Source organism: Bremerella sp. P1, from assembly GCF_028748185.1.
GTDB lineage: Bacteria > Planctomycetota > Planctomycetia > Pirellulales > Pirellulaceae > Bremerella.
Genome location: NZ_CP118164.1, coordinates 2,352,379 through 2,374,424, shown reverse-complemented (window position 1 = coordinate 2,374,424; position 22,046 = coordinate 2,352,379). Strand labels below are relative to the sequence as shown.

Here is a 22,046-nt window from a genome sequence, read left to right as displayed (position 1 = left end):
CCGATGGATATCGTCAATTTGAACGACGCGGAGCCGTTTACCACCAAAGATGGCTCCGAAATCCGCGAACTGTTGGCCCATCGCAATTCATGCATCGCGGCTCAAAGCCTGGCCGAGGCCCGCCTACCTCCCGGGGCCTGCACGACCGCCCACTACCACCCGAAGACCGAAGAGATCTACTACATCACCCACGGCCAGGGCCGCATGCAGATCGGCGAAGAGTTTCGGGATGTCAGCGTAGGGGACGCCATCGCCATCCCGCCGGGGAAGGTGCATCAGATCACGAACACCGGCGACGAGACGCTACGGCTGTTGTGCTGCTGTGCTCCCGGGTACGAACATGAAGACACGGTGTTGGTGGAAGAGTCCTGAACTTCTGCCAGGCACTAATAACCAGTGAATGACATTGATCAAAGAGGTTGGAAATGGAGGAGCCGTCCAGAATAAACGAATTCCAGTTCCAGCTAGATAAGACAAAGCAGGATGCTTTGCGTCAACTCTTGGAGGCCGCTGCCAGCGGCAAGGACACCGAGGAGCCGCTCAAGCTGGTCAAGCAGAAGCTAACCGAAGGCGCCGACACCGACGGAAACCACGAAGCGATGGACCTACTCAAGTTCGTCCAAGCAGACAATCCGAAGAGCATGGGATTGAGCGTTGGCGACCCGCCGGTGTTGCTTTCCGATATTCTGTGGACGATCGAAGGGATGGAAATGCCCAGCGAAGTCCAAGCCGATTTTCCTCATCTCAAGGAGCATGATTGGAACGCGGCCTTGCGAGTCATGATGTTGATTCTTTCCACGTATGACCTGTCGTGCATCGAGGACGACTCATGATCCGCGTCATCTACCAGTGGCAAGTTCCCCAGGATAATATCCCGGCATTTCAGCAAGCGTGGAAGCAAACTACGGCGCTGATTCACGAAACCGTGCCAGGGGCTAGGGGTAGTTTTCTGCTGCAAGACCATGCCGATCCTGGCAAGATTCTGACGATTGCTCGTTGGGATTCGATCGAAGACTGGCAAGCATTCTGGGAAGCGAAGAATCCACCGCAGATGCTACGCATGCGAGATTTGGGCCAGCGAGTTTCGGTGTCCTCTTTTGATGAGTTCGATGACGTCACCGTCTAGTCATCGTATCACTCCCCACGCAGCCGGCAACTACTCTCTTCGGTGCACACGTCACAAATGGGTGCCCCTTCTTCGCAGTGGGCCAGGCACGTTTCGATTCGCTCTTGCATCACCTTGGCCATCAGTGGATGGAGGCCCAACGGGGCGGTGACCAGATGCGTGGTGCCAGGGTGGTTGACTGCGGCCTCTTGGGCCAGGCGGGGGATGTCTTCGTGCCAGTGTCGGCCTGGGGAAAGAAAATAGGGGTGCACGACAATCCGAGTGGCTCCCTGGTCGACGCATTTTTGAAAGGCGTCGGCGATGCTGGGCTCGGCCAGTTCCATGTGGGCAGGCTCAACGATCTGGTACCCCGCTGTTTGGCGGAAAAGTTCGACCACTTCCAGCAGCAAGTTGTTGCTTTCGGCCCGGCGGGAGCCGTGATCGACGATAATGATGCCTAGGTTTTCTCGGTTGGATGTGGACTGCCGCATCAAAGGACTTCTCGGGAAGGAAGTTTCGTGGTGCCTAATTGTTGCTTTGGACGCTAACGATTAAGTTAGGACGATGAATCTTACGCAAGTCATTACGATTCTAAGTATAACGGCCGCCGTTTTCACCGTGATGGGGATTGGCGGGACGGCTCGTTATCTGAATTGGATCTCCCGCGAGGTCGACGCAGGCTTGCTCAAGCTGGGCATTCGTGTGCTGATGCCATGCTTTATCTTTGTAAAGGTCGTCGGCAATCCGGCCTTCGATGAAGCGGCCAACGTGTACCAGCCGCCCGTCTGGGGTTTCCTCTCGGTCGCGATCGGCTGCCTGGTGGCTTACTCGTGGGCGCGTGCCGGCGGAGCGAAGCTCGGTTTCGATCACACCGACAAAGTACATACGTTTGCGATCTGCATCGGGATCTTCAACTACGGGTTCATTCCCATTCCGTTGATTCAGGAAATCTTCGGCGAGCGGGCCCTGGGGGTGCTGTTTCTGCATAACGTGGGTGTCGAACTGGGCATTTGGACCATCGGCGTGAGCCTAGCCAGCGGTGGCTTGACCAAGGGTTGGTGGAAGAATGTTTTGAATCCGCCCAGCCTGACGATCATCTTGTCGCTGTTTATTAACGAGATGGGTTGGGCTGACCTGGTGCCGGAGTTTGTGACGCAAATCACGAGCATCCTGGCTAGTGCCGCGATTCCCATGATGATGCTGCTGATCGGGGCGACGTTCTACGATCAAATCTTTCACGGGGATGTTAAGGACGATAACAAAGGTGCCTGGCCGACCTATATTTCGGCAGTCCTGCTGCGGCTGCTGTTATTGCCCATCTTATTCTTGTTAGCGGCACTTTGGTTGCCGATATCGCTAGAACTGAAGCAAGTGGCGGCGATTCAGGCCGCGATGCCGGCGGCCGTGTTTCCGATTGTGCTGACCAAGCATTACGGAGGGGACCCCCGCACGGCACTTCGCGTGGTGATGGCGTCGACCGTGGTTGGATTTGTTACAATCCCGATATGGATCTCGACCGGCATTGACTGGCTCGGTCTTGAGACCACCGTGCTTCAGCAATCTTCTCAGGAGGTAATCGTGGCACCTCAGCTTGAGCCACTTCAGCAAGCGATCCACGTAGCGGGCATCTCGGTCCGCACGACCAACCGCGTGGAAATGAATCCCGAGAGCGGGCAAATTCCTAAGCTGTACGAAAAGTATGAGTCCGACAACATCGACGCATTGATCGTCGATCCGGTCGAGCCGAAGCAGCGCATTGCCGTCTATGCCGATTACGAGTCGGACCAGTCAGGCGAATTCACGATGCTGCTGGGAAGAAAGGTTTCAGCCGAAGCAGAGATCCCTGATCAACTCGACAAGGTGCGGATCCACAAAGGAAACTACCTGCACTTCGTCGGCGAAGGGGAGATGCCGGAGGCCGTCATGAAAACGTGGCAAGAGATCTGGAGCTTCTTCGAAGAAGACACCACGTATACGCGGACCTTCGAGGCTGACTTCGAGATCTACGACGAAGCCAGCCCGAATCGTGTTGATATCTTTATTGCGGTGGAGTGATACCGAAGTCTTCAATCGTCAGCAGGGTGCGTAGCTCGTAGCCTGCATCGGCGAAGGCCTTCTTGCCACCTTCCATGCGATCGACAATCGCAATCACGCCGAGCACTTTCAGCCCGGCTGCTTCGACCTTTTCGATCGCCTTGAGCGAGCTACCGCCGGTCGTGACCACGTCTTCGACGATCACGCACTCGTTACCGGCAACCACGGGGCCTTCCACGTCCTGGCCGGTGCCGTGAGCCTTGGCTTCTTTGCGAACGATGAACCCGGCCAGCGATTTGCCTTGCACGGCGGCCACGGTGATGACCGAAGCCGAGATTGGATCGGCCCCGATGGCCATCCCGCCGACGGCATCCGGCAGGTCGTCGCCCAGCATTTCCAGGATGCCCAGACCAACCTGCAGGGCCCCTTCGCTGGAAAGAGTCACCTTCCGGCAATCGAGATAGTACGAAGCCTTTTTGCCAGAGGCGAGCGTGAAGTCGCCAAATTTCAGGCCTTTGTCACGAACAATTTCAATCAGCTTCTCTTTGCTGTATTGCATCGGTCTTTCCTCGGTCGCAGGGTCGTTTGCCAATCGAAACCCATCGTACCGCATCCCGGCAAAGCAGGTCAGGGGGGAGATCTCTCAGGACCTGAAAGGGCAGATTGGACTAGCCACAGAGGACACAGAGATCACCGAGGGAAGAGTTTTAACCACGGATTGCGCGGATATACGCCGATGGGATGGAAGTTTCTGGGCCACTCATGATTCGAGACAACCTCGACAGGTCGATTCTTATCCGCGCCAATCTGAGTAATCCGCGGTCGCCCTTCATATCTTCCGCTCTCCGTGTCCTCTGTGGCTACTAAGAATCGTCCGCGGCGTCGCTTTCATCCAGCGGAAGGATCTCAGTCTCTGGCAGGGCCTTGCGAAGTCGCGTAAGTCCTGCCGGTGTGATGGCTGTCTCTTGCAGGAACAGCTTTTGGAGCGACTTCATTTGCGATAGCGCGTCGATGCTCTGGTCGGTGACGTTGGTTCCCAGCAGATAAAGGACTTCCAGGTTGGTCAGCGCCGGAAGCTTCACCACGGCCTCGTCTCCGATATCGGTCTTGGCCAGGCTCAGGACTTTGAGCGAAGTCAACTCCACCACCGGGTCGACGGCTGCGTCGGTGAACCGGGCATGAAACAGTGTCGGCTCGGTATCAGTGATCACCGACCCACCCAGGTAAAGCTGCTCCAAACTTGGCAGGTCGGTCAGATGCGTAATCGCTTCATCACTGATTTGCGTGCCGCGCAGGTCGAGCACGATCAGGTCAGGCAGCCCCGTGATCATGGCCAGGTCTTTGTTGGTCACCAGAAGCGGGTTGGGCGTGGTGATGACTTGAATGCGGTTCTCGTTGTCGCGGCCGATCTCGAAGCCGACGCGACGAAACTTGCTGACCGTTGGGTCCTGGTCGGTGTCATGTACCGGAGGAGGCGTGGGCTTGGCAGCCCAGTTAAAGATCAGTCCGCCAATCACTAGCAGCAGGCCGGCCACAACGATTGACATCAGCGCGATGCCAATTTCCGTTCCAAAGCTTTCGCGTTTGGGGCGTTGTGGTTCGTGGGGGAAGTCAGGGTGCGGCATGCGAAGATGGGTTTCCAACGAGAAGCTCGACAAGCCCCCAGGATAACATCAATCCGGTCCCATTTGCCACGGTTGGATCGAGCAGTGCTGTGCTATCAGTGCTGCTTCGAGGAATTCGAAGAATTCGCGAACTGCCACCGGGGGCTCGCCGTATCAGTATTTGTTCCCAGGCGAGGTTCATGACGGAGAGTAACTTCGGTCCTGGCAACAACAACGCGATAGCACACGGAGGAACGCAGTGACCAGAAGAAGACACGCCCAACGCAGTGGCAAACGAAGCTCGGCACAAGCCGGCATGCACGTGGTGCGAGCGATTGTCCTGGAAGGGATGGGCATCTTGCTGTTGGCAGGCCTGATCGGGTATCCGATCCTGACGCAAAGCCAATGGCGAGTATCGTGTCAGGACTGCCAGCCGTCTGCGATCGACCAAGGCCTGCACGTGCTGTTGGCCAAAGTGGGTCTGCTCAACGAGCCAGACTAAACCATCAAACTCAGCGGTGCCATGCCCACGTTGGCGCGGGCATCTAATACGACCCCGGGATGACATTCCCACGCCAACGTGATCACGACACCCACACTTTTGAACTTAAGGAGGTCTATGGAGAAAGGATTCTTTAGACGAACAGTTCAATCTTAGCAACAACAACGGCGTGCCCTCTTAGGAGGGCACGCTCGTTTCGAACCTCGACTTCGACTTCTCCACCGCGCGGCGATGCTTGATACGCCTTCATGACCTGCTTGTTCAGCTTGCGGCTCCAATACTCACCCAAGACGCAGTGCGCAGAACCGGTGACCGGGTCTTCCGGAATGCCAGCGGCCGGTCCAAAGAAACGCGAGATGAAGTCGTACTCCGGCGTGTCACTTTTCGCGGTGACCATCACCCCGCGCGACGTCACCGGTGCCAGCAGCGCATGATTGGGATTGAGTTGACGAACGTCTTCCGCTGAGGGAACTTCGATCAGCCAGTCCCAGGCGTTCTTACCGCAAAACGTGAAATCGCTAATCCCCAGACTTTCCAGCAGGCCATCGACCGGCGCGGTTTCCTCGGCTGGGGCAATCGGGAAATCGAGTTCGATCATCTCTCCATGCGAACTGGCGGTGAGCGTTCCGCTGCGGGTTTCGAAGCAAAGTGTCTTCTCGCTGGGAAATCCTTTGTGCTGCCATAGCGTGTGCGCGGTAGCCAGCGTGGCGTGTCCGCACAGGTCGACTTCCACGGCCGGCGTGAACCATCGCAGCCGGAGCGACTCTCCTTCCGGATGAACAAACGCCGTTTCCGCAAGGTTCATTTCCGCCGCAACCTGTTGCATCCACTTGGCATCGACCGGCTCGTCCAGCCAACAGACAGCGGCCGGATTCCCAGCAAAGGGTTTGGATGTGAACGCATCGACTTGATAAAGCGTACGCGGCATGGGTCGTGATTTCTTAGCTAAGGAAGTGGCATCAGTCCGCCAGGCAGACACCACAGCCGGGGCAAAAGGTTCGCCTCCCTCGGCGAAATGGCGATAGAAGGTACAATAGAACAGGTGCTGTTCACTTGCCACTGGAAAGAAAGTACTGGGCGTGTTGCTTCCGCGAATTATCGTGACCATGGGAGACCCCGGCGGGGTTGGGCCTGAGGTCTGTCTGCAGTTCTTGTTGGATCACAACCAGTACGCCGGCACCGTTCCAATCATCTTTGGCGACGCCGCCATCCTGCGTCAGGTCGCCCACGTATGCGGCTATCCCGAACCGAAGAATGTGGTTCCCTTCCATGAAGCGATGGACCTGCACTCGCTGAAAGAGGCCACGGTCGTCGACTTCGGCACGATCGATATCGACAACTTCCAGCATGGCAAAGTCACCGCCGAAGGGGGCGAGGCTTCCTACCAATACTTCACCAAGGCCATCGACTTCGTCCTGGCCGGCAAAGCCGACGGCATCACCACGGGACCGATCAACAAAGAAGCCCTGCACGCAGCCAAGCATTTCTACCCCGGCCATACCGAGATATTGATCGAACGCTGCGGCCGCGAAACGGGCTGCATGATGCTGACCAGCGAAGAGCTGACCTGCAGCTTTGTCACCACGCACGTCGGCTACCGCGATGTGCCAGAGCTGCTGACCATCCAGCGGATCGATGAAGTGATCGACTTGACGGTCGAAGCGATGCGGAAGATTCGCAAGCGTGAGCCACGTCTCCTGGTATGCGGGCTCAATCCGCATGCCGGCGAACACGGTCTGTTCGGCGATCGCGAAGAAGAACGCATCATCGTGCCTGCGGTGGAAGGGGCACGCGCCAAAGGAATCCACATCGACGGTCCGGTCCCGCCTGACACGGCCTTTTTAGCCGAACGCCGCCCGCTGTACGACTGCGTCATCTGCATGTACCACGACCAAGGGCACATCCCACTCAAAGCGCTGGCCTTCGATGTCGCCGTGAATACGACGTTAGGTCTGCCGATCGTGCGAACGTCGGTCGATCATGGCACCGCGTTTGATATTGCCTGGCAGGGGAAGGCGAAAGTGTCGAGCATGATCCACGCGGTTCAATTAGCGCGGGATTTGGTATCGCATTAGGGCCAGTTCGAGACGCTCTTCCCCCCAAAAGTCCCGCCCGTAAACTTGGCGAAGATGGGCATCAAGAGCAGCCTGGTGCATGGAATCCAGCAATCTGGCCAGCTAAAATAGTCCCGACGTTCCTGCCGCTGGTCTTTCCGTTTTTCCCCCTGTGCTGAGAGCATCTCGACCATGAATCGTTTGCTTCGATTGTTTTGTACGCTTCCGATGATCGCCTTGTTGGCTGTGCCGGCCTTGGCGCAGAAGAAGGAAGTCGAAGGTCCGCCGATCCCCAATGATCCGATCTTGTCGGTGCTGCCCAAGAAGACCTTTACCAACTTGCGCATCCGCCGCCCAATTACGATCACCCATGCCGGCGACGGCACCAACCGTCTGTTCTTTGCCGAACAGCAAGGCGTGATCCTGGTCGCACCGAATGATCCGCAGGTCGAAGAGACGGAAGTCTTTTTGGATATCGAGGACTCGGTTCACTTCAACCCGAAGCAGAACGAAGAAGGGCTCTTGGGACTGGCGTTCCATCCCAACTTCAAAGAGAACGGCGAGTTCTTCGTTTACTACACGATCAAGGACGGCCTCGTTTCGCACGTCTCTCGTTTCAAGACGAAGGATGGCAAAGGGGATCCTGCATCGGAAGAAGTGCTGATGACGATCGATCAGCCGTTCTGGAATCATAACGGCGGCAGCATCGAGTTCGGCCCCGATGGTTACCTGTACATTGCCCTGGGTGACGGCGGCAGTGGTAATGATCCGACGGGCAACGGCCAGAACCTGGGTACCTGGATGGGGTCGATCTTGCGAATTGATGTCGACAAGAAAGAGAACGGCCAGAACTACGGCATCCCGGCCGACAATCCTTTCGTGAACACCGAAGGGGCCAAGCCTGAGATCTATGCGTATGGTCTGCGGAACGTCTGGCGTCTGACCTTCGACCGCGAGACAGGTGCCTGTTGGGCCGGTGACGTGGGTCAGGGCCTGTGGGAAGAAATCGACATCATCACCAAGGGCGGTAACTACGGCTGGAACGTGCGAGAAGGTTTGCATCCGTTCTCCCAGGAGTTTGCCAAGCCAGGGGCAAAGTACATCGATCCGATTTACGAGTATCACCACAACGTCGGTAAGTCGATTACCAGCGGCTACGTTTACCGCGGCAAGAAGGTGCCGCAGCTGGTCGGCAAGTTCCTGTACGCCGACTACGTGGCCGGTAAGGTGTGGGCGCTCGAGTACGACTACGAAACCAAGAAGGCTGGTAAGAACTTCCGTATTGAAGAGCCCTCGAACCCACCGGTCGTTTGCTTCGGCGAAACAGAAGATGGCGAAGTGCTGATGTGTGCGATCTTCGGCGACTACGGCTCGATCTACGAGTTCGTTTCCGCCGAGTAACGAATCTTGTTCCCTCGCCCCTGAGGGGAGAGGGTTAGGGTGAGGGGCAACAAACCACGTGACCCTCACACAAAAAAATCCAAGAATGGCCGATGGCTGACGAATCCCCTTTGGGAAACGTACCCATCGGCCTTTTTCGTACTCATCTGGCATAGGGGCAATGCATGACGCAGTCGCCGATTATTGTGGGGCTCTCGATCTTGATGTGCGTCATCTATGGCGTCGTCCACGATCAGGTCACGGCTCGGATCTGCGTCGAGTACTTCACCATCGGCCACCAGCCGATCTTAGGCGGGACGGAAAATCCCACGGTGTTGGGACTGGCCTGGGGCTTCCTGGCAACCTGGTGGGTCGGAGCGATGCTCGGTGTTCCGTTGGCATTTGTCAGCCAGGTCGGCTCGCTGGTGAAGAAGTCGGCTCGTGACTTAATACGCCCGATGCTGGTCCTGATGGCAGGCACCGCCGCACTGGCCATGGCCGCTGGGGTGACCTGCTACCTGCTTACGGCCAACGATGTAATTCACCTGGCCGGCGGATTTACGCATGTCATTCCCAAAGAGAAGCAGGATGCGTTTCTCATCGACCTTTGGATCCACTCGGCAAGCTACGCAGGCGGATTCCTGGGCGGCATGATCCTGATGGTCTGGGTCGTGGTTGATCGTTATCGCCAAACCCACATGCCAAAAGATGAAGTCGCTGCCGAGAAGTGATACGCTGGGGGCGCCGACGCACCCGCTTCGAGTCTTACCGCGAAGGATGAAACGATGTCGTCAGATTACTCCAGTCCGTTTGAGTCTCCCAACGAACCAGGGCACACCCAGGAAGTCACGCAAGACGACCGCAACATGGCCCTTTTATGTCATATCCTGGGGCTACTAACCAACGTGTTCGGTCCGTTGATTCTGTGGATCCTGATGAAGGATAAATCCCCCTTTGTCGACTTCCACGGGAAGCAGGCGATCAACTTTCAAATCACACTGATTCTGGCCTACATGGCGTCAGGCGTCATGATGTGCGTTTACATCGGAATTCTGCTCGCGATGGCTACCTTCGCTATTCAAGTTATCTTCACGATCTTGCCTGCTATGAAGGCGTATGAAGGGGAACGCTACGTGATTCCGGTAGCAATTCCTTTCCTGAGGTAAGTGTCCAAGCACAATTCCGGAGTCATGTGTCATCTTGCGGTAGAACGTAAACCGCCCGTACGGAGGAGTGTTTTGGGTCGTTAAAGGTGATTCAACCCCTATAAAAAGGCCAAAACCCCGGGATATGACGAGATATATCCCCCATCTTGCGGAGTAGTATGCGGGCCACCTGAGATTAGACTGGTCTTAGCATTTTCTTCATCCTCGGTTTGCCACATCGATTCTGTTTGGTGCCGGGTGAAAATGTAGACAGCTAAGCAACTGCCGTCGCACGAGAGTTTCGTTCCAGGGCAGTAACGATATTGGCGACTCTGGTTGGCCCGTTTCCCCCGACGTTTGCCCCTGCCGGCCCGAGTCGCCTTTTTTTATCTCTTGTGAGCGCTAGATCCCGCCCCCACCTGCTAGCGTTGCGGATGACCACATCCCCTGTGGCCTCAAGGGAAAAATCCTTCCAATAAAGTTTTCACCCTATCTACGCGGATATGGCGAGGACCCATCCCCACTTGACCCCCATAAGGTGCGCTTTTTTGCATAAGCAATTCCTGGGAGTCCTGGCTAAAAATAGCCCTTCAAAAAACCATTGCAAAAAAAACGACAATGGGGGAATATCAGTCACAGACCGATGCGAATTAAAGGTTAGAGACGTTTTGATTTCCATCGAGAACGAGGCCGAGCTGGTGGCCTGAACAACCACGGCTCACACACTTTCCTTCCTACCTGCAATCCGACCCACCTACCTACCGGAACAGAGAACAGAGGATTTTTAGCATGGGCAAGATTTCCCCAGTACAGTTTGCTAAGTCAGCTTTGACCGTTGTCGTAATGGTTGGCATCCTGGGTGTCGCTTTTGGCGAGTCCGTCTACCGCAAAGCAACCTACGCCACCTTTCTGGCGACGGAGTCCTTCCCGACGATGAACCCGTTGTACCGAGACAAGCTAGTCTCGCAGAACTCGTTCACCGACGAAGGAGGCATCACTCACCGCATATTCGTCTTTGAATCGGATGCCGGCGACACCACCACCACCTGCCGCGTGGTGGTCACCGATCGGGACTACAATGTGACTTCGTCGTGGAACGCCGATCGTGCCAACAAGCTGCTCAACGTCGGTTTCATGGAGCACACCTCGCCGCCGGTTCTGGAAATCGTTCGGCACGATTCCGATAAGCGAGCACTCATTTGTGAGCACTTGTGCCTGCACATGGGCGTGCTGCAAGCCTATCAATATCGCCCTCGCGAAAAGGGCCCAGTTACCCGCTAGATAATGTCGGAGATTCGACCTCCGATTGACCCTCAATCTAACCCCAGTAAAATCTTGCGGTAACTGGGGTTACATTCTTTACGCTCATTGAGGGTGTTGAAGCTGCCCCTGGGGTTTTCCCACTACCCGAACTTCGGAAGGGGCCATGTCCGCCAAGCCAACCAATCGACCGTCTAAGTACCAAGTCTTTCTTCTCTGGTCGAACGACACTGTCAAAGAGTGTCGCGATGTCCGCAAGTTCTTCAAAGAGTTCAACAAGAAGACCGCCAAGCCTGAGTTCGGCGTCACCTTCGAGATCATCGATCACTGCTTCGATACCGATGACAAGGGGCACCCTGGCGCGGTCCCGGCCGAAGAACTGCTGGCCAAGTCGAAGGACACCCTGGCGCTGACCATCGGTCTGTGCACCGACGACGAGACGTCGCTCAATCCGTACACCGAAGAAAAGGCGCAGCAGCAGTTGGACCTGGTGCTGGAAAGCGCGAAGCAAAACAAGTTTCATCAATCGACGTGGTTCGTGCTCACGCACCGCGACAACGGCGGCGATCAGCGCGAGGAAGTCTCAGGCGAGGTCCACGACCTGCTGCGTCTGCCCGAAGGCTTGAAGCCCAACGACATCTGCCTCTTCGGCGAGAACGACAAGTTCGCCGACGTCCTGGCCGAGAATCTGACCAAGCTTCTTTCGCACGAAGACCGCCCTTGGATCGAAGATCAGAACGCGGCCGTCCATGCCATTGAAGCGGCCCGTCGTCAAAAGATGGAAAAGCTCGTCAGCATGGGCATCGACCCATGGGGCCAGCGGTTCGACAACAAGCAGGCCATCGCTGACGTCCGCGCACTTGAATCGGAAATCACCGAAGAGAAGACCACCACCGAAGGTGGTCGCGAGCAAACCCTGTACAGCGGACCCAAGGTTCGCGTCGCTGGGCGTATCGTGTTGATGCGACCGACCGGCAAGCTGATCTTCATCAACCTGGTCGATCGGACTGGGACCATTCAGCTGTTCCTCGGCCAGGCCCAGGTCGGCGAGCGCAACTGGGATATCGCCCAGTGCTTGGATCTCGGCGACATCATCGGTGTCGACGGCGAGCTGAAGAAGACCAAGACCGGCGAGCTGACCGTCTTCGTGGAAGGGCTGCACTTCCTGACAAAGACCCTCGAAGCTCCGCCGGAAAAGCACAAGGGTCTGACCGATCCCGAGATGCGTCAGCGAATGCGGTATCTCGACCTGGCCTACGGCGACGGGGTACTCGACCGCTTCGTGCAGCGAACCCAGATCGTGCGATCGATCCGCGATACGTTGGTTGGGGAAGGGTACTTTGAAATCGAAGGCCCCACGCTGCACACCATCGCTGGTGGTGCCGCTGCCCGTCCCTTTGAAACCTTCCACAACGCGCTGGGCATGCCGCTGGTGATGCGTATCGCTTTGGAGCTACACCTCAAGCGGCTGCTGGTGGGCGGCATGGAACGCGTCTTCGAATTGGGACGCGTCTACCGCAATGAAGGGATCAGCCCACGGCATAACCCCGAGTTCACCATGCTCGAGGTCTACGAGGCATTCGGCAACTACGAAACGATGATGGAGCTGACCGAGAACATCATCAAGAACGCGCTCGATGCGATCGGCTCGCCGTACAAGGTTCCCTTCGGCGACAAAGAGATCGACTTTACCCCGCCGTTTGCGCGGAAGTGCTACAGCGACCTGCTAGCAGAGCACGCTGGCATCGATCCGACGAACGAAGCCGAAGTGGTCGCATGTGCCAAGAAGCTGGGTCTGGAAACCGACGGCAAGCACCCCGACGTACTGCGTAACGAGATCTTCGAAGAGACCGTCGAAGACAAGCTGGTCGGCCCGGTCTTTGTCATCGACTACCCTGCTAGCATCTGCCCGCTGACCAAGCGAAAAGCGGATAATCCCGCAGTTGCCGAGCGTTTCGAGCTGTTCATCCAAGGCATGGAACTGGCCAACGCCTATACCGAGCTGAACGACCCCGACCTGCAGGAACAGCTGTTCCGCACGCAGCTGGAAGGGATGGACGAAGAGGACTCGATGGCCCGTATGGACACCGATTTTGTCCGGGCACTTCGCAACGGAATGCCGCCAGCTGGCGGACTTGGTATTGGCATCGACCGCCTTGTCATGTTACTAACTAACAGCGCAACGATTCGCGAAATCATTTTGTTCCCGCTGTTGCGGCACGAAGCAACCTAGGACGGTTGCTGCCCCCTCAGGTTTCCCCTCGGTCAAAAAGTGGCGAGGGGGCCAGACACGAGTGCCGCGCTTGCCGAAGGATTGGCAATGTACAAGTTGATGCTCTGTCTGCGTTACCTGAAGACGCGTTGGATCGCCCTGGCGTCCATCATTAGCGTGACGCTGGGTGTGGCCACCATGGTGGTGGTCAACGCCGTCATGTCAGGCTTCTCGCACGAGATGCACGTTCGCCTGCACGGCATCCTTTCCGACGTGGTGATGGAAAGCCACAGCCTGGATGGCTTCTACCAGTGGGAACGGCACATGCAAGCCGTTCGGGAAGTCGCCGGCGACGACATCGAGAACATGACCGTCACCGTGCACGTACCGGCGATGCTCAATCTGCGTGTTCGCGATCAATGGCTTCCGCGGCAAGTGACCGTCATCGGTATCGACGACGAAACATACAACAACGTCAGTGACTTCTCGAAGTATCTGAAGCACCCGTCCAACCGCCAGCAGGTTGACTTTGATCTGAAAGAGAAGGGATACGACGGCCCCGATAACTCTCCGTTGGTCGAATCGGGCTGGGAGTATCGCCGCGAAAAGATCGCCTATCAGCAAGAGCTGGAAGCCGAGATGCGACGTTTTGAGACGATGCATCAAACAGGGCACTTGCCGACTCGAACCAACCCCAACGAGCTTGCCGCGATGGATAGCCCGCTCGAGGGCAATGCCGCCGAGCCAACTCCCCTGGTGACTCCCAAGTTCGCCGACGATCCCGATGCTCCACCCCTGCCTGGGGCTCCGCCAGCCGACTTGGCGGATCGCATCGCTAAGCAATCCAACAAGCAGGTCGATCCCAACACAAAGGGTGCCGACCCATTCGCTCTGCGTCACGATCAACCCAAGAGCCAGACGTTCGATCCGATGAAGCACCAGGCCCCCGGCATCATCCTGGGGATGGCCGTCGCCAGCATTCGTCAACGCGATGCCGAAGGCCAGGTGAAGGATTACTTCCTGGCCGTCCCGGGCGACGACGTTCGCCTGACGTTTCCTTCGGCCGAAAGCCCACCCAAGGCAATCAGCGAGACCTTCACGGTCGTCGACTTCTACGAAAGCAAGATGAACGAATACGACGCAGGCTTCGCGTTCGTTCCCCTGAGCAAGCTGCAGTCGCTGCGTTACATGACGCACCCGGAACTGGGCAGCGCTGTTTCGACGATTCAAATTCGTTTGAAGCCAGGGGCCGACCTGAACAAGTTCACCAACAACCTGCGTGCCGCTTTCCCAGCTGAAACGCATCCGTTCCGCATTCAATCGTGGAAGGACATGCAGGGGCCGCTATTGGCTGCCGTGCAGATGGAAAAGACGATCCTCAACATCCTGCTGTTCCTGATCATTGGCGTGGCAGGCTTCGGTATTCTGGCGACGTTCTACATGATCGTCGTTGAGAAGACGAAGGACATCGGCATCCTCAAATCGCTCGGTGCGAGTGGTGGCGGGATCATGAGTATCTTCGTTGGCTACGGGCTCTCGCTGGGCATCGTTGGTTCCGGTGTCGGCTGCATTCTCGGACTGCTATTCGTCTGGAACATCAATCACATCGCCAAGCTGATCGAGATGATCACCGGGCGGGAAGTGTTTGATCCGACGATCTACTACTTCCAGGAAATTCCCACCATCGTCGAACCTGCCGCGATTGCGATGGTGGTGTTTGGGGCGATGTTGATTGCCGTGCTGGCGAGCGTGCTGCCAGCGATTCGCGCCGCACGACTTCACCCGGTCGAGGCCCTCCGTTATGAGTAACACGATGAGCGATAGCTACACGTCCACCGCGACCGCCCCGGCCGTTACCCCTGCGCCTAAGAAGCCCGGCCCGCATGTCCACACCGATCGATTCGATACACCCATCGAAGTCGATAAGCCGATCCTCCGTACGATCGGCCTGCACAAGAGCTACCGCAAAGGTCAGCACATTATTCCCGTGCTTCGCGGCGTCGACTTTGTCGCCAACGAAGGCCGCATCACGTCGATCATCGGCCAAAGCGGTTCCGGCAAGAGTACGCTGCTGCACCTGATGGGTACGCTCGATGTGCCAGACCAGGGCGAGATCTACTTCGAAGACCAACGCACCGATAACCTGCCGATCCGCCAGCGCGATCGCATCCGCAATGGCCAGTTCGGGCTGATCTTCCAGTTCTATCACCTGCTGCCGGAACTGACGACGCTCGAGAATGTACTGACGCCAGCGATGATCTCGCACGGCTTCTTCAAGTACTGGACTGTGCGCAAGCAGCTCAAAGAACGAGCCAAGCACCTGCTCGACATGGTCGGCCTCGGTCACCGTCTGAACCACAAACCACGGGAACTATCCGGCGGCGAGATGCAGCGTACGGCGATTGCCCGAGCGTTGGTCTCCGACCCAAAGGTCCTGCTGGCCGACGAACCAACCGGCAACCTCGATCGCCAGACCGGCCAGGAAGTGCTGACCATCCTGCGCAAGTTGAACGAAGAACAAGGCCTGACGATCGTGATGGTCACCCACGACCAAAGCATCGCCGACGAAGCGGATTCAATCGTCCGCCTGGCCGAAGGCTGCGTCGAAACGGTTTAACGCCAATAGCGAGCATCCAGCAACCCGTAACTTGCGACGTTTTCAAGTGTGTGTATCGAAGGCGATTCGGCATGGATGCCGAACAGAGCGGCGATGCGATGTTGGCCAACTATGCCGTGTTCTGAAACAACGAGTCCAAATCAAACTGGTCCTGAAAATCATCGAGCGAATCATCATCCTCGGCAACTAACAGCCCTTCGCTCACAAGCCCTTCAACAATAACACCAACGTCCTCGCTTCGCACAATGTTCCAGGATTCCAAGACGCCCTTAGCGTCGTCGCCGAAAGATTCGACGGCAAATACTCGTAGCTTTTCGCCCACGCTGGTTGTGTTCACGGAGCCAGATTTCAAGACCATTTCGTGAACGAACCGAATGGCTTCGATTGAATAGTCCAAATTGCGCCCGAGGTAGTTGATGCTGTGAAGACGCTCCGGCGACCATTCGAAAGAGGCTGGTTCAAGTGTCATGATGCACCAAGTAGATTCGCGCGGCCAACGTTTCTGAATGCCCGACACCGACTTCAAACGAAGGCTACCAGTGTCGAGCTAGAGCTAATTGTCCAAGGTCTTAATGCCGGACGCAAGCAAGAGGTGTGGCCGAAGGCCCGCAGCGGGCATTCACTGTTGGCCGATGCCATTCGTTCCGCCACCTTTTCCGCTCCCATTTTTCCTTCTTCACTTGGCACCTTTGACTTTTTGATCTCGCCCTTCTGTACGAGCATCTGCTTCACTAACCAAAGTTGAAAGGGGCACATTCACGTTGCTGCTGGTGATCCTGAACGGCTTGACCATTAATCGTGTTACGCTACACCGTGGAAGAGCATTCGCAATTCGCTTTCTGCCGTCTTCGGTGACCTTCGTGTACGATAGATCTAGACGTCGCAGACTTGTCATTTGCTCCAGAACGGTATTCGCCCAGCCGCAGACTTTCCAGTCGATCGAGTCGAGCGACGAGGCCCAAGAACTCTTCCAACTCTTCCGGTCTCAAAGGCCCTTTGGATTCAATCGTATCAATCCGCTGAAAGAGGAGGCCGGTTTGCGTGTTCTCCATCCACTTTGGAACCCCTTTCTCGTACTGCGTCTGAAGAACAATGTTGGTCGGGCTGGAAGTGATGCGGTTCCAGGTGCGGCCCGAGATGGTTTGTTTCGTGACCTTCACGGTGTACTTCCACTGCACGTCAATTCGTGAGCGTCGGTGGGCATACGTCGGCGTGGCCTTTCCGAGAACCGCCAGCTGGTTGGCAACCTCCTCATGCGTTTGTCCGACTCTTGCCAGATAAGAACCCCAGGCAAATAGAATGCATGTCAGCGTGACGAGGACGAAGAAGGCCCGCATCGACCAGCGCACGCGCCACGATCGCTTGGAAGCGGGCTTCAAGTCGCTGACAGGTTCTTCGCTGGGTGACTTCGGTGTGTTCACGGATTCCTCAGCGGCTCCCAAGAGATCTGGCACCAGGGCATCTTCTGACGCAGGCGTTCGACACCTTCTTCGCTCGTGCGCGTACGCCGCAGGATTAGCTTCTGCAGGTTCTTCAGCCGGACGAATTTGTCGAGTCCCTCGTCACTGATTCGGGTACGGGTCGCGTCGAAGTATTCCAGCGTGATCGGCAGGTCGTCGATGCCAGGGTCTGAGAACTGCGTGCGGGCCAACAGCAGCCAGCGGGTCTTAGTATCTCGCAAACAAGGGATACCGCGGCGGTCGACCGTCATGCTTTCAAGGTACAACGTATCGACTTGGGTGTTCTCCAATAGCCGGGTCAGTTGAGCCTGGTCCATGGGGCAGCCGTACAAAGACAGATGCTGGAACCATTCGAGTCGACTTAATTCGTCGATCGTCTTTTCCAGTTGTTCCCCCCTCGAATACTCGTACAAGACGACTCGTCCTGTTCGCGTGGTCGCGTCCTCGGCCCCCATTGCTTTCAGCTAGGCTTGCCGCTTATCGGTGATGGCAATGGGAAACGGGCCGAGGTAAACTTGCTCGGCACGAATCGTTCCGACCATACCGCCGAGCTCGCGAACGTTCTCGCAGACTTCTTCATGGAGCTGGCCGACACGCAACTGGTAGCTTGACCATGCCAGTGCGGCGGCACAAAGGGCCACAAACACGAACAACGTCCGTAGCGACCAGCTTCGCCAGAGCGATCGCCGTTTGGGTTGGGTGGGGTCTTCGTGGGGCTGGGTTTCCGGCATGATGGCCCGCTAAGGATTTCTCAGCGGCTCCCATTGGATCGTGCACCAGGGCATCTTCTGACGAAGCCCACGGATAGCTTGTCCGCTGGTGGGCGTTCGGCTGAGATCCAGTTGTTTCAGATTCGTCAGCCGCACAAACTTATCGAGGCCTTCATCAGCGATGCGTGTCCGTCGCAGATTCAGATGCTCGAGCGAAATCGGCAGGTCATCGATCGCGGGGTTCGAGAACTGCGTGCGTCCCAGGTGCAGGTGTTTCAGCGTGGGATGATTGAGAAAGGGAAGTCGACCACGACCGAGCTGGGTTTCTTCGGCCGAGAGCTCTTCAACGGAAGTCTGCGCCAGCCACTGGGCGAGTTGCTCTTCGTTGGACTGGCAATGGTAGAGAGATAGATCACGCAGGTGGGGAATCCGCGTTAGTTGCTCGAGGATCGGCTCCAATTCGTTAACGCTGGCTTCGTTGATCACCACGCGATCGATACGCAGAAACAGCGGCTCGGCTCCCACGCTTCGGACCCAGGGCGAAACGGTCGAAGCTCTTCGCCAAACGCCCACGCCTGGCTTGGGGTGCACCCACTGCCAATCTTCGTGCACCCATTCGATGTAGACATGCCGGTCGCGTTGGATCTGGTCGGCGACGTGTGCATGCAGCTGCCCGGTACGCTGCCAACTGCTGATGAGCATGAACACGGCAGAGAACGCCACGATCAAGAGGGCGAATGCCCTGAGCGACCACTGCAGTCGCCGCGATTTGCGCGGGGCGTGGGTCGTTTCGCTAAGCTGGCCGTTCGGCGTGGGCACGATAGTCTCCGGCAGAAGGAGGTGAGACTATCGTAAGCTATCCGCGATTTACTTCGCGGTCAAACTATCGGCGAACGGTGACCTTCGAGCCGATCGAAAGAATACCGAAGATATCTTCCGAATCACGTGCGCTCATGCTGATCGAGCCGCCTGGGCCGCCGCTGCCGTGCAGCACGATGCCGCCGTCCAAATGTACCGCGTGTCCGCCGTACGGATTGGCCGGATCGCTGGCGGTCAGGATCTTCTGAGCCGACTCGTCGTAGAACTGCGGATTGGCTTCCTTTCGCAGGACTTCGTGTTCGCCTGCTGGAATGATCGCGCCGTTCTCGATGGTGATCGGGAACCGCCCGGCATAGCAGCCGTCGATTTCCAGCGTCAGTTCGTTATGCGTCATGTCGACCTTCGCGTGGAAGGGGCCACGCAGCACTTTCAGCTTCTGACCAGGCGTCAGGCTGTTCGGGTCCGCAATGCCGTTGATTCGCTGCAGCAGGATGGCAGGGACTTGAAACTGCTGGGCAATGCTGCCGAGCGTTTCGCCACTACCGACCGTGTACGGTTCCTCCAAGGAATGCTGCGTCGAGTAAACCACCGTGCCGGCGAGTTGGCTCAGCAGGAGGTTCAGCTTTTCTTTTTGCGAAGGATTCAGTTCCGGTCGATTCCGCCACTTGGTTAGCTTCCGCGTTGCTTCGACCAAGTCGTTCTGGCCAAGGTAAACCTGGGCTTCGTCCCAGTCGACTTGGAACTGCCCGGCCGACTGCGAAGAGCCACCGCTCATCGGGTTGGACATGCCGCCCATGTTGCCTTGGCTGTAGACCGAAGCTAGTTCGGTACGGGAAGCATCCGGCGAAGTGGGGATGGGAGCTTCGCTTGATGACATCTCTTGGGCGGGGTTCGTTGGAGCCGAGCTGCCCAGAGGAGGCAAGTCGTTAGAGCTGGCAAACTTGGGTGCGCTGTCGGAATGGTCATGGCCATGTGCGTCGTGGTTGTTGGACGGGGAACCGTCGAACGAAGGGACGTTTCCGCCAGATTCACCCAGCTGCGGAGCCGTCAGTCGGCCGCTGGCAAAACCTTTGTCTTCAAACTTCGGTGCCGCCGATGGGGTGCCCATCGGCGTGGATGGAGACGTCGAAGGAGAGCCGCCAGGCATCGCCATCTGCGAGAAGTCAGGCAGCGTCAGGTCCATGCTTTCGCTGGCCTCGGCCACTTCCGGCGGGACATCTTCCGGCTGATTTAAAACGGTGTAGACGCCGTAACCAATGGCCATGAGTACAATGACCATGCATGCGGTTTTAATCGTTTCCACCTTCGTCCTCCCTGACGATTTCGGCTCATTCGAGGCAGATCCTTCTGCCGAAGAACGATAGTGCCGAGGTGTGCTCTTAACTTTGCTTTACCCATCCCAGGAACATGTACGACAGCGACGAGTACGACGAAGATTGGATCGACGACGAGCCTGAAGACGATGATCAGGACAATACGATGATCTGCCCCGAGTGCGGGGCCGAAATCTTCGACGATGTCGATGTCTGCCCGGTCTGTCTGCACGCGATCATCCACGATACGAGTCCCTGGTCGGGCAAGTCATTCACGTGGATTCTCTTCGGCATCCTGGGCATCATCGCAACGATCGTCGCGCTGGTCATGTTGTTCCCATAGCTTGCGAAAGACCCATAAATCGGGCTCTAGTTCCGCAAGCGTTCTCAGATAGTAACCAAACGGCCAATTCGTACAAAGGCCGGTTTTCTGCGACTCGCTAGCTGCCGTAGGAAGAGGGGCATTAGCCACCTTCGGCACCGAGAAAGCAGAGCGGCGAACCAGCCTCGAATTGCCCAGTGGGCCAGGTTTCTCAGGTTTTAGCGAAACAATAGGCCTCGACTGGGGGTTAATCGGGGTATGAGAAACTACATCCTGATTCTGACCTGTGTTTCGCTTCTGACTTCCACCGGATTTGGGCAGGCACCCGCGCGGGATGCTGCCCAGCGCCGGGCAGAGCTGCTCAAGCGGTTTCCCCAAAGTGATACCAACGGGGATGGAGTGCTTTCGACGCAAGAGATCGGGGCCTTCATCCGTAAGCGGCGCATGGAGCAGGGCGAGCAGAATGGCACGCCTCGCGGGCGACTGGGCAATCGTCCGCAGGTCGAGGCCCCGGTCGCGAATGTGGCTTACGGCGAGCACAAGTTGCAGCGTTTCGATTTGTGGCCAGTGCCTGATGCAAAAGGGCCGACACCACTGGTGATCTTCATTCACGGCGGTGGATTCCGTGGTGGCGATAAATCGCAGGTACGATCCGGCACGATCGAGAAGCTTCACCAGGCAGGCATCGCCTTCGCTGCGATGAACTACCGCCTCTCCGATTCGGGACCGTATCCCATCATGATGCACGACGCTGCCCGGGGTTTGCAGACCATCCGGCATCGAGCGGCCGAGTGGAACATCGATCCCGATCGTGTTGCCTGCTACGGCGGCTCGGCCGGGGCTGGCATCAGTATGTGGCTTGCCTTTCACGATGATCTGGCCGACCCCAACAGCAATGATCCGATTGCCCGTCAATCGACCCGCATCCTGGCAGCCGGTTCCACCAACGGCCAGTCGGCTTACGATATGCACGTCTTTCGCGATTGGTTTGAGGTCCCTGATCTTGAGATGGGACCGGCCCTGCCTGCGTTCTTAGGCATTGAAGACGAAAGCGAACTGAAGCGGCCAGAGATCCACGCGAAGATGAAAGATGCTTCCCCCATCGCTCATCTCACCAAGGATGATCAGGCCCCGGTGTACATGCTGTATAGTCGACCCAACAGCAAGGTCACCAAAGAGACGTCGCACTCGATCTGGGTGCATCATGTTCTGATGGGATTGAAGCTTCAACAGGCGATGGAGAAGCTTGGGCTGGAATGCGTCGTCACGGCACCTGACCTGCCGAGAGACACCAAGTACGGTTCGCTGGAAGACTTCCTGATCGCCAAGCTCAAAGCAGAGAAGCCTGGCAAGTAGTTGGCCAGGAGCTTCCCTTCTGATCGGTGACCATCCACGCAGGTTCGTGGTTGGTCCTCTTCTTCTTGGCAGAGCAAAAAGTTTTGGCTCTCGGCGGCGGGCCGTTGTATCATCAGAGAAGTCGAATCCAACGAGACAGACTTCTCACCTTAC

At 57.1% G+C, this 22,046-nt stretch carries 25 protein-coding genes; 15 read left to right on the top strand and 10 right to left on the bottom strand.

Annotated elements, in window-relative coordinates; all coding sequences use genetic code 11:
• Positions 1–3: 3 nt before the first annotated feature.
• The 3 genes from PSR63_RS09830 to PSR63_RS09820 are packed head-to-tail and all read left to right on the top strand — an operon-like array spanning position 4 to position 1,126.
• Positions 4–372: a cupin domain-containing protein gene (locus PSR63_RS09830; RefSeq protein WP_274332841.1), complete on the top strand. Its 369-nt coding sequence runs from the start codon at positions 4–6 to the stop codon at positions 370–372.
• Positions 373–425: 53 nt separating this feature from the next.
• Positions 426–833, top strand: a complete 408-nt coding sequence (locus PSR63_RS09825; protein WP_274332840.1) for a hypothetical protein — start codon at positions 426–428, stop codon at positions 831–833.
• Positions 830–1,126, top strand: a complete 297-nt coding sequence (locus PSR63_RS09820) for an antibiotic biosynthesis monooxygenase family protein (protein WP_274332838.1) — start codon at positions 830–832, stop codon at positions 1,124–1,126. The genes PSR63_RS09825 and PSR63_RS09820 overlap by 4 nt, the downstream gene beginning before the upstream one ends.
• An 8-nt stretch (positions 1,127–1,134) precedes the next feature.
• Here the strand turns inward: PSR63_RS09820 and PSR63_RS09815 are convergent, their stop codons facing one another.
• Entirely contained in the window at positions 1,135–1,596 is a 462-nt protein-coding gene (locus PSR63_RS09815) for a CbiX/SirB N-terminal domain-containing protein (RefSeq protein ID WP_274332836.1), read from the bottom strand.
• Between the two features lie 73 nt (positions 1,597–1,669).
• Here PSR63_RS09815 and PSR63_RS09810 point away from each other — a divergent pair, with 73 nt between their 5' ends.
• Positions 1,670–3,160 carry an AEC family transporter gene (locus PSR63_RS09810; RefSeq protein ID WP_274332835.1) on the top strand — a complete coding sequence of 497 codons (1,491 nt, stop codon included), beginning with the start codon at positions 1,670–1,672 and terminating at the stop codon, positions 3,158–3,160.
• Here PSR63_RS09810 and pyrE read toward each other — a convergent pair.
• Positions 3,144–3,698, bottom strand: a complete 555-nt coding sequence (gene pyrE / locus PSR63_RS09805; protein ID WP_274332834.1) for an orotate phosphoribosyltransferase — start codon at positions 3,696–3,698, stop codon at positions 3,144–3,146. The genes PSR63_RS09810 and pyrE overlap by 17 nt on opposite strands.
• 304 nt (positions 3,699–4,002) lie before the next feature.
• Positions 4,003–4,782 (bottom strand): leucine-rich repeat domain-containing protein, encoded by a 780-nt coding sequence (locus PSR63_RS09800; RefSeq protein ID WP_274332833.1) that lies wholly within the window; start codon positions 4,780–4,782, stop codon positions 4,003–4,005.
• A 220-nt stretch (positions 4,783–5,002) separates the two neighbouring features.
• Between PSR63_RS09800 and PSR63_RS09795 the strand changes: the two genes are divergently transcribed.
• Positions 5,003–5,245 (top strand): hypothetical protein, encoded by a 243-nt coding sequence (locus PSR63_RS09795; protein ID WP_274332832.1) that lies wholly within the window; start codon positions 5,003–5,005, stop codon positions 5,243–5,245.
• A 133-nt stretch (positions 5,246–5,378) separates the two neighbouring features.
• On the opposite strand, the gene PSR63_RS09790 is transcribed toward PSR63_RS09795, so the two are convergent.
• On the bottom strand, positions 5,379–6,173 hold the full coding sequence (locus tag PSR63_RS09790; RefSeq protein ID WP_274332830.1) for a PhzF family phenazine biosynthesis protein: 795 nt from the start codon (positions 6,171–6,173) through the stop codon (positions 5,379–5,381).
• Positions 6,174–6,324: 151 nt separating this feature from the next.
• On the opposite strand from PSR63_RS09790, the gene pdxA reads away from it, so the two are divergent.
• From pdxA to PSR63_RS09750, 8 genes are all read left to right on the top strand, one after another.
• Positions 6,325–7,320, top strand: coding sequence for a 4-hydroxythreonine-4-phosphate dehydrogenase PdxA (gene pdxA / locus PSR63_RS09785; protein ID WP_274332828.1), 996 nt, complete (start codon positions 6,325–6,327; stop codon positions 7,318–7,320).
• 171 nt (positions 7,321–7,491) lie between these two features.
• Positions 7,492–8,700 (top strand): PQQ-dependent sugar dehydrogenase, encoded by a 1,209-nt coding sequence (locus PSR63_RS09780; RefSeq protein ID WP_274332826.1) that lies wholly within the window; start codon positions 7,492–7,494, stop codon positions 8,698–8,700.
• Positions 8,701–8,864: 164 nt separating this feature from the next.
• Complete coding sequence (locus PSR63_RS09775; protein WP_274332824.1) at positions 8,865–9,410, top strand: hypothetical protein; 546 nt, start codon at positions 8,865–8,867, stop codon at positions 9,408–9,410.
• 54 nt (positions 9,411–9,464) lie between these two features.
• Positions 9,465–9,845 carry a DUF4870 domain-containing protein gene (locus PSR63_RS09770; RefSeq protein WP_274332822.1) on the top strand — a complete coding sequence of 127 codons (381 nt, stop codon included), beginning with the start codon at positions 9,465–9,467 and terminating at the stop codon, positions 9,843–9,845.
• 768 nt (positions 9,846–10,613) lie between these two features.
• Positions 10,614–11,105, top strand: a complete 492-nt coding sequence (locus tag PSR63_RS09765) for a hypothetical protein (RefSeq protein WP_274332820.1) — start codon at positions 10,614–10,616, stop codon at positions 11,103–11,105.
• 703 nt (positions 11,106–11,808) lie between these two features.
• A complete protein-coding gene (gene lysS / locus PSR63_RS09760) occupies positions 11,809–13,317 on the top strand; it encodes a lysine--tRNA ligase (RefSeq protein WP_274334316.1) in 1,509 nt (502 codons plus the stop codon).
• Between the two features lie 87 nt (positions 13,318–13,404).
• Positions 13,405–15,105, top strand: a complete 1,701-nt coding sequence (locus tag PSR63_RS09755; RefSeq protein ID WP_274332818.1) for an ABC transporter permease — start codon at positions 13,405–13,407, stop codon at positions 15,103–15,105.
• Positions 15,098–15,913: an ABC transporter ATP-binding protein gene (locus PSR63_RS09750; protein ID WP_274332816.1), complete on the top strand. Its 816-nt coding sequence runs from the start codon at positions 15,098–15,100 to the stop codon at positions 15,911–15,913. Before PSR63_RS09755 ends, PSR63_RS09750 begins: the two co-directional genes overlap by 8 nt.
• Positions 15,914–16,022: 109 nt before the next feature.
• On the opposite strand, the gene PSR63_RS09745 is transcribed toward PSR63_RS09750, so the two are convergent.
• From PSR63_RS09745 to PSR63_RS09720, 6 genes are all read right to left on the bottom strand, one after another.
• Complete coding sequence (locus tag PSR63_RS09745) at positions 16,023–16,382, bottom strand: hypothetical protein (RefSeq protein WP_274332815.1); 360 nt, start codon at positions 16,380–16,382, stop codon at positions 16,023–16,025.
• A 337-nt stretch (positions 16,383–16,719) separates the two neighbouring features.
• Positions 16,720–17,367, bottom strand: a complete 648-nt coding sequence (locus PSR63_RS09740; protein ID WP_274332813.1) for a hypothetical protein — start codon at positions 17,365–17,367, stop codon at positions 16,720–16,722.
• Complete coding sequence (locus tag PSR63_RS09735) at positions 17,331–17,786, bottom strand: hypothetical protein (RefSeq protein WP_274332811.1); 456 nt, start codon at positions 17,784–17,786, stop codon at positions 17,331–17,333. Before PSR63_RS09735 ends, PSR63_RS09740 begins: the two co-directional genes overlap by 37 nt.
• A gap of 51 nt (positions 17,787–17,837) precedes the next feature.
• Positions 17,838–18,104: a hypothetical protein gene (locus tag PSR63_RS09730; protein ID WP_274332809.1), complete on the bottom strand. Its 267-nt coding sequence runs from the start codon at positions 18,102–18,104 to the stop codon at positions 17,838–17,840.
• A gap of 9 nt (positions 18,105–18,113) precedes the next feature.
• The gene (locus PSR63_RS09725; RefSeq protein WP_274332807.1) at positions 18,114–18,902 is read right to left on the bottom strand and encodes a leucine-rich repeat domain-containing protein; all 789 of its coding nucleotides are present in this window, start codon (positions 18,900–18,902) and stop codon (positions 18,114–18,116) included.
• Between the two features lie 64 nt (positions 18,903–18,966).
• Positions 18,967–20,205 (bottom strand): LysM peptidoglycan-binding domain-containing protein, encoded by a 1,239-nt coding sequence (locus PSR63_RS09720; protein WP_274332805.1) that lies wholly within the window; start codon positions 20,203–20,205, stop codon positions 18,967–18,969.
• Positions 20,206–20,309: 104 nt separating this feature from the next.
• Here PSR63_RS09720 and PSR63_RS09715 point away from each other — a divergent pair, with 104 nt between their 5' ends.
• Both PSR63_RS09715 and PSR63_RS09710 read left to right on the top strand, forming a co-directional pair.
• Positions 20,310–20,558 carry a hypothetical protein gene (locus PSR63_RS09715; protein ID WP_274332803.1) on the top strand — a complete coding sequence of 83 codons (249 nt, stop codon included), beginning with the start codon at positions 20,310–20,312 and terminating at the stop codon, positions 20,556–20,558.
• Positions 20,559–20,795: 237 nt separating this feature from the next.
• Entirely contained in the window at positions 20,796–21,893 is a 1,098-nt protein-coding gene (locus PSR63_RS09710; protein WP_274332801.1) for an alpha/beta hydrolase, read from the top strand.
• Positions 21,894–22,046: the final 153 nt, after the last annotated feature.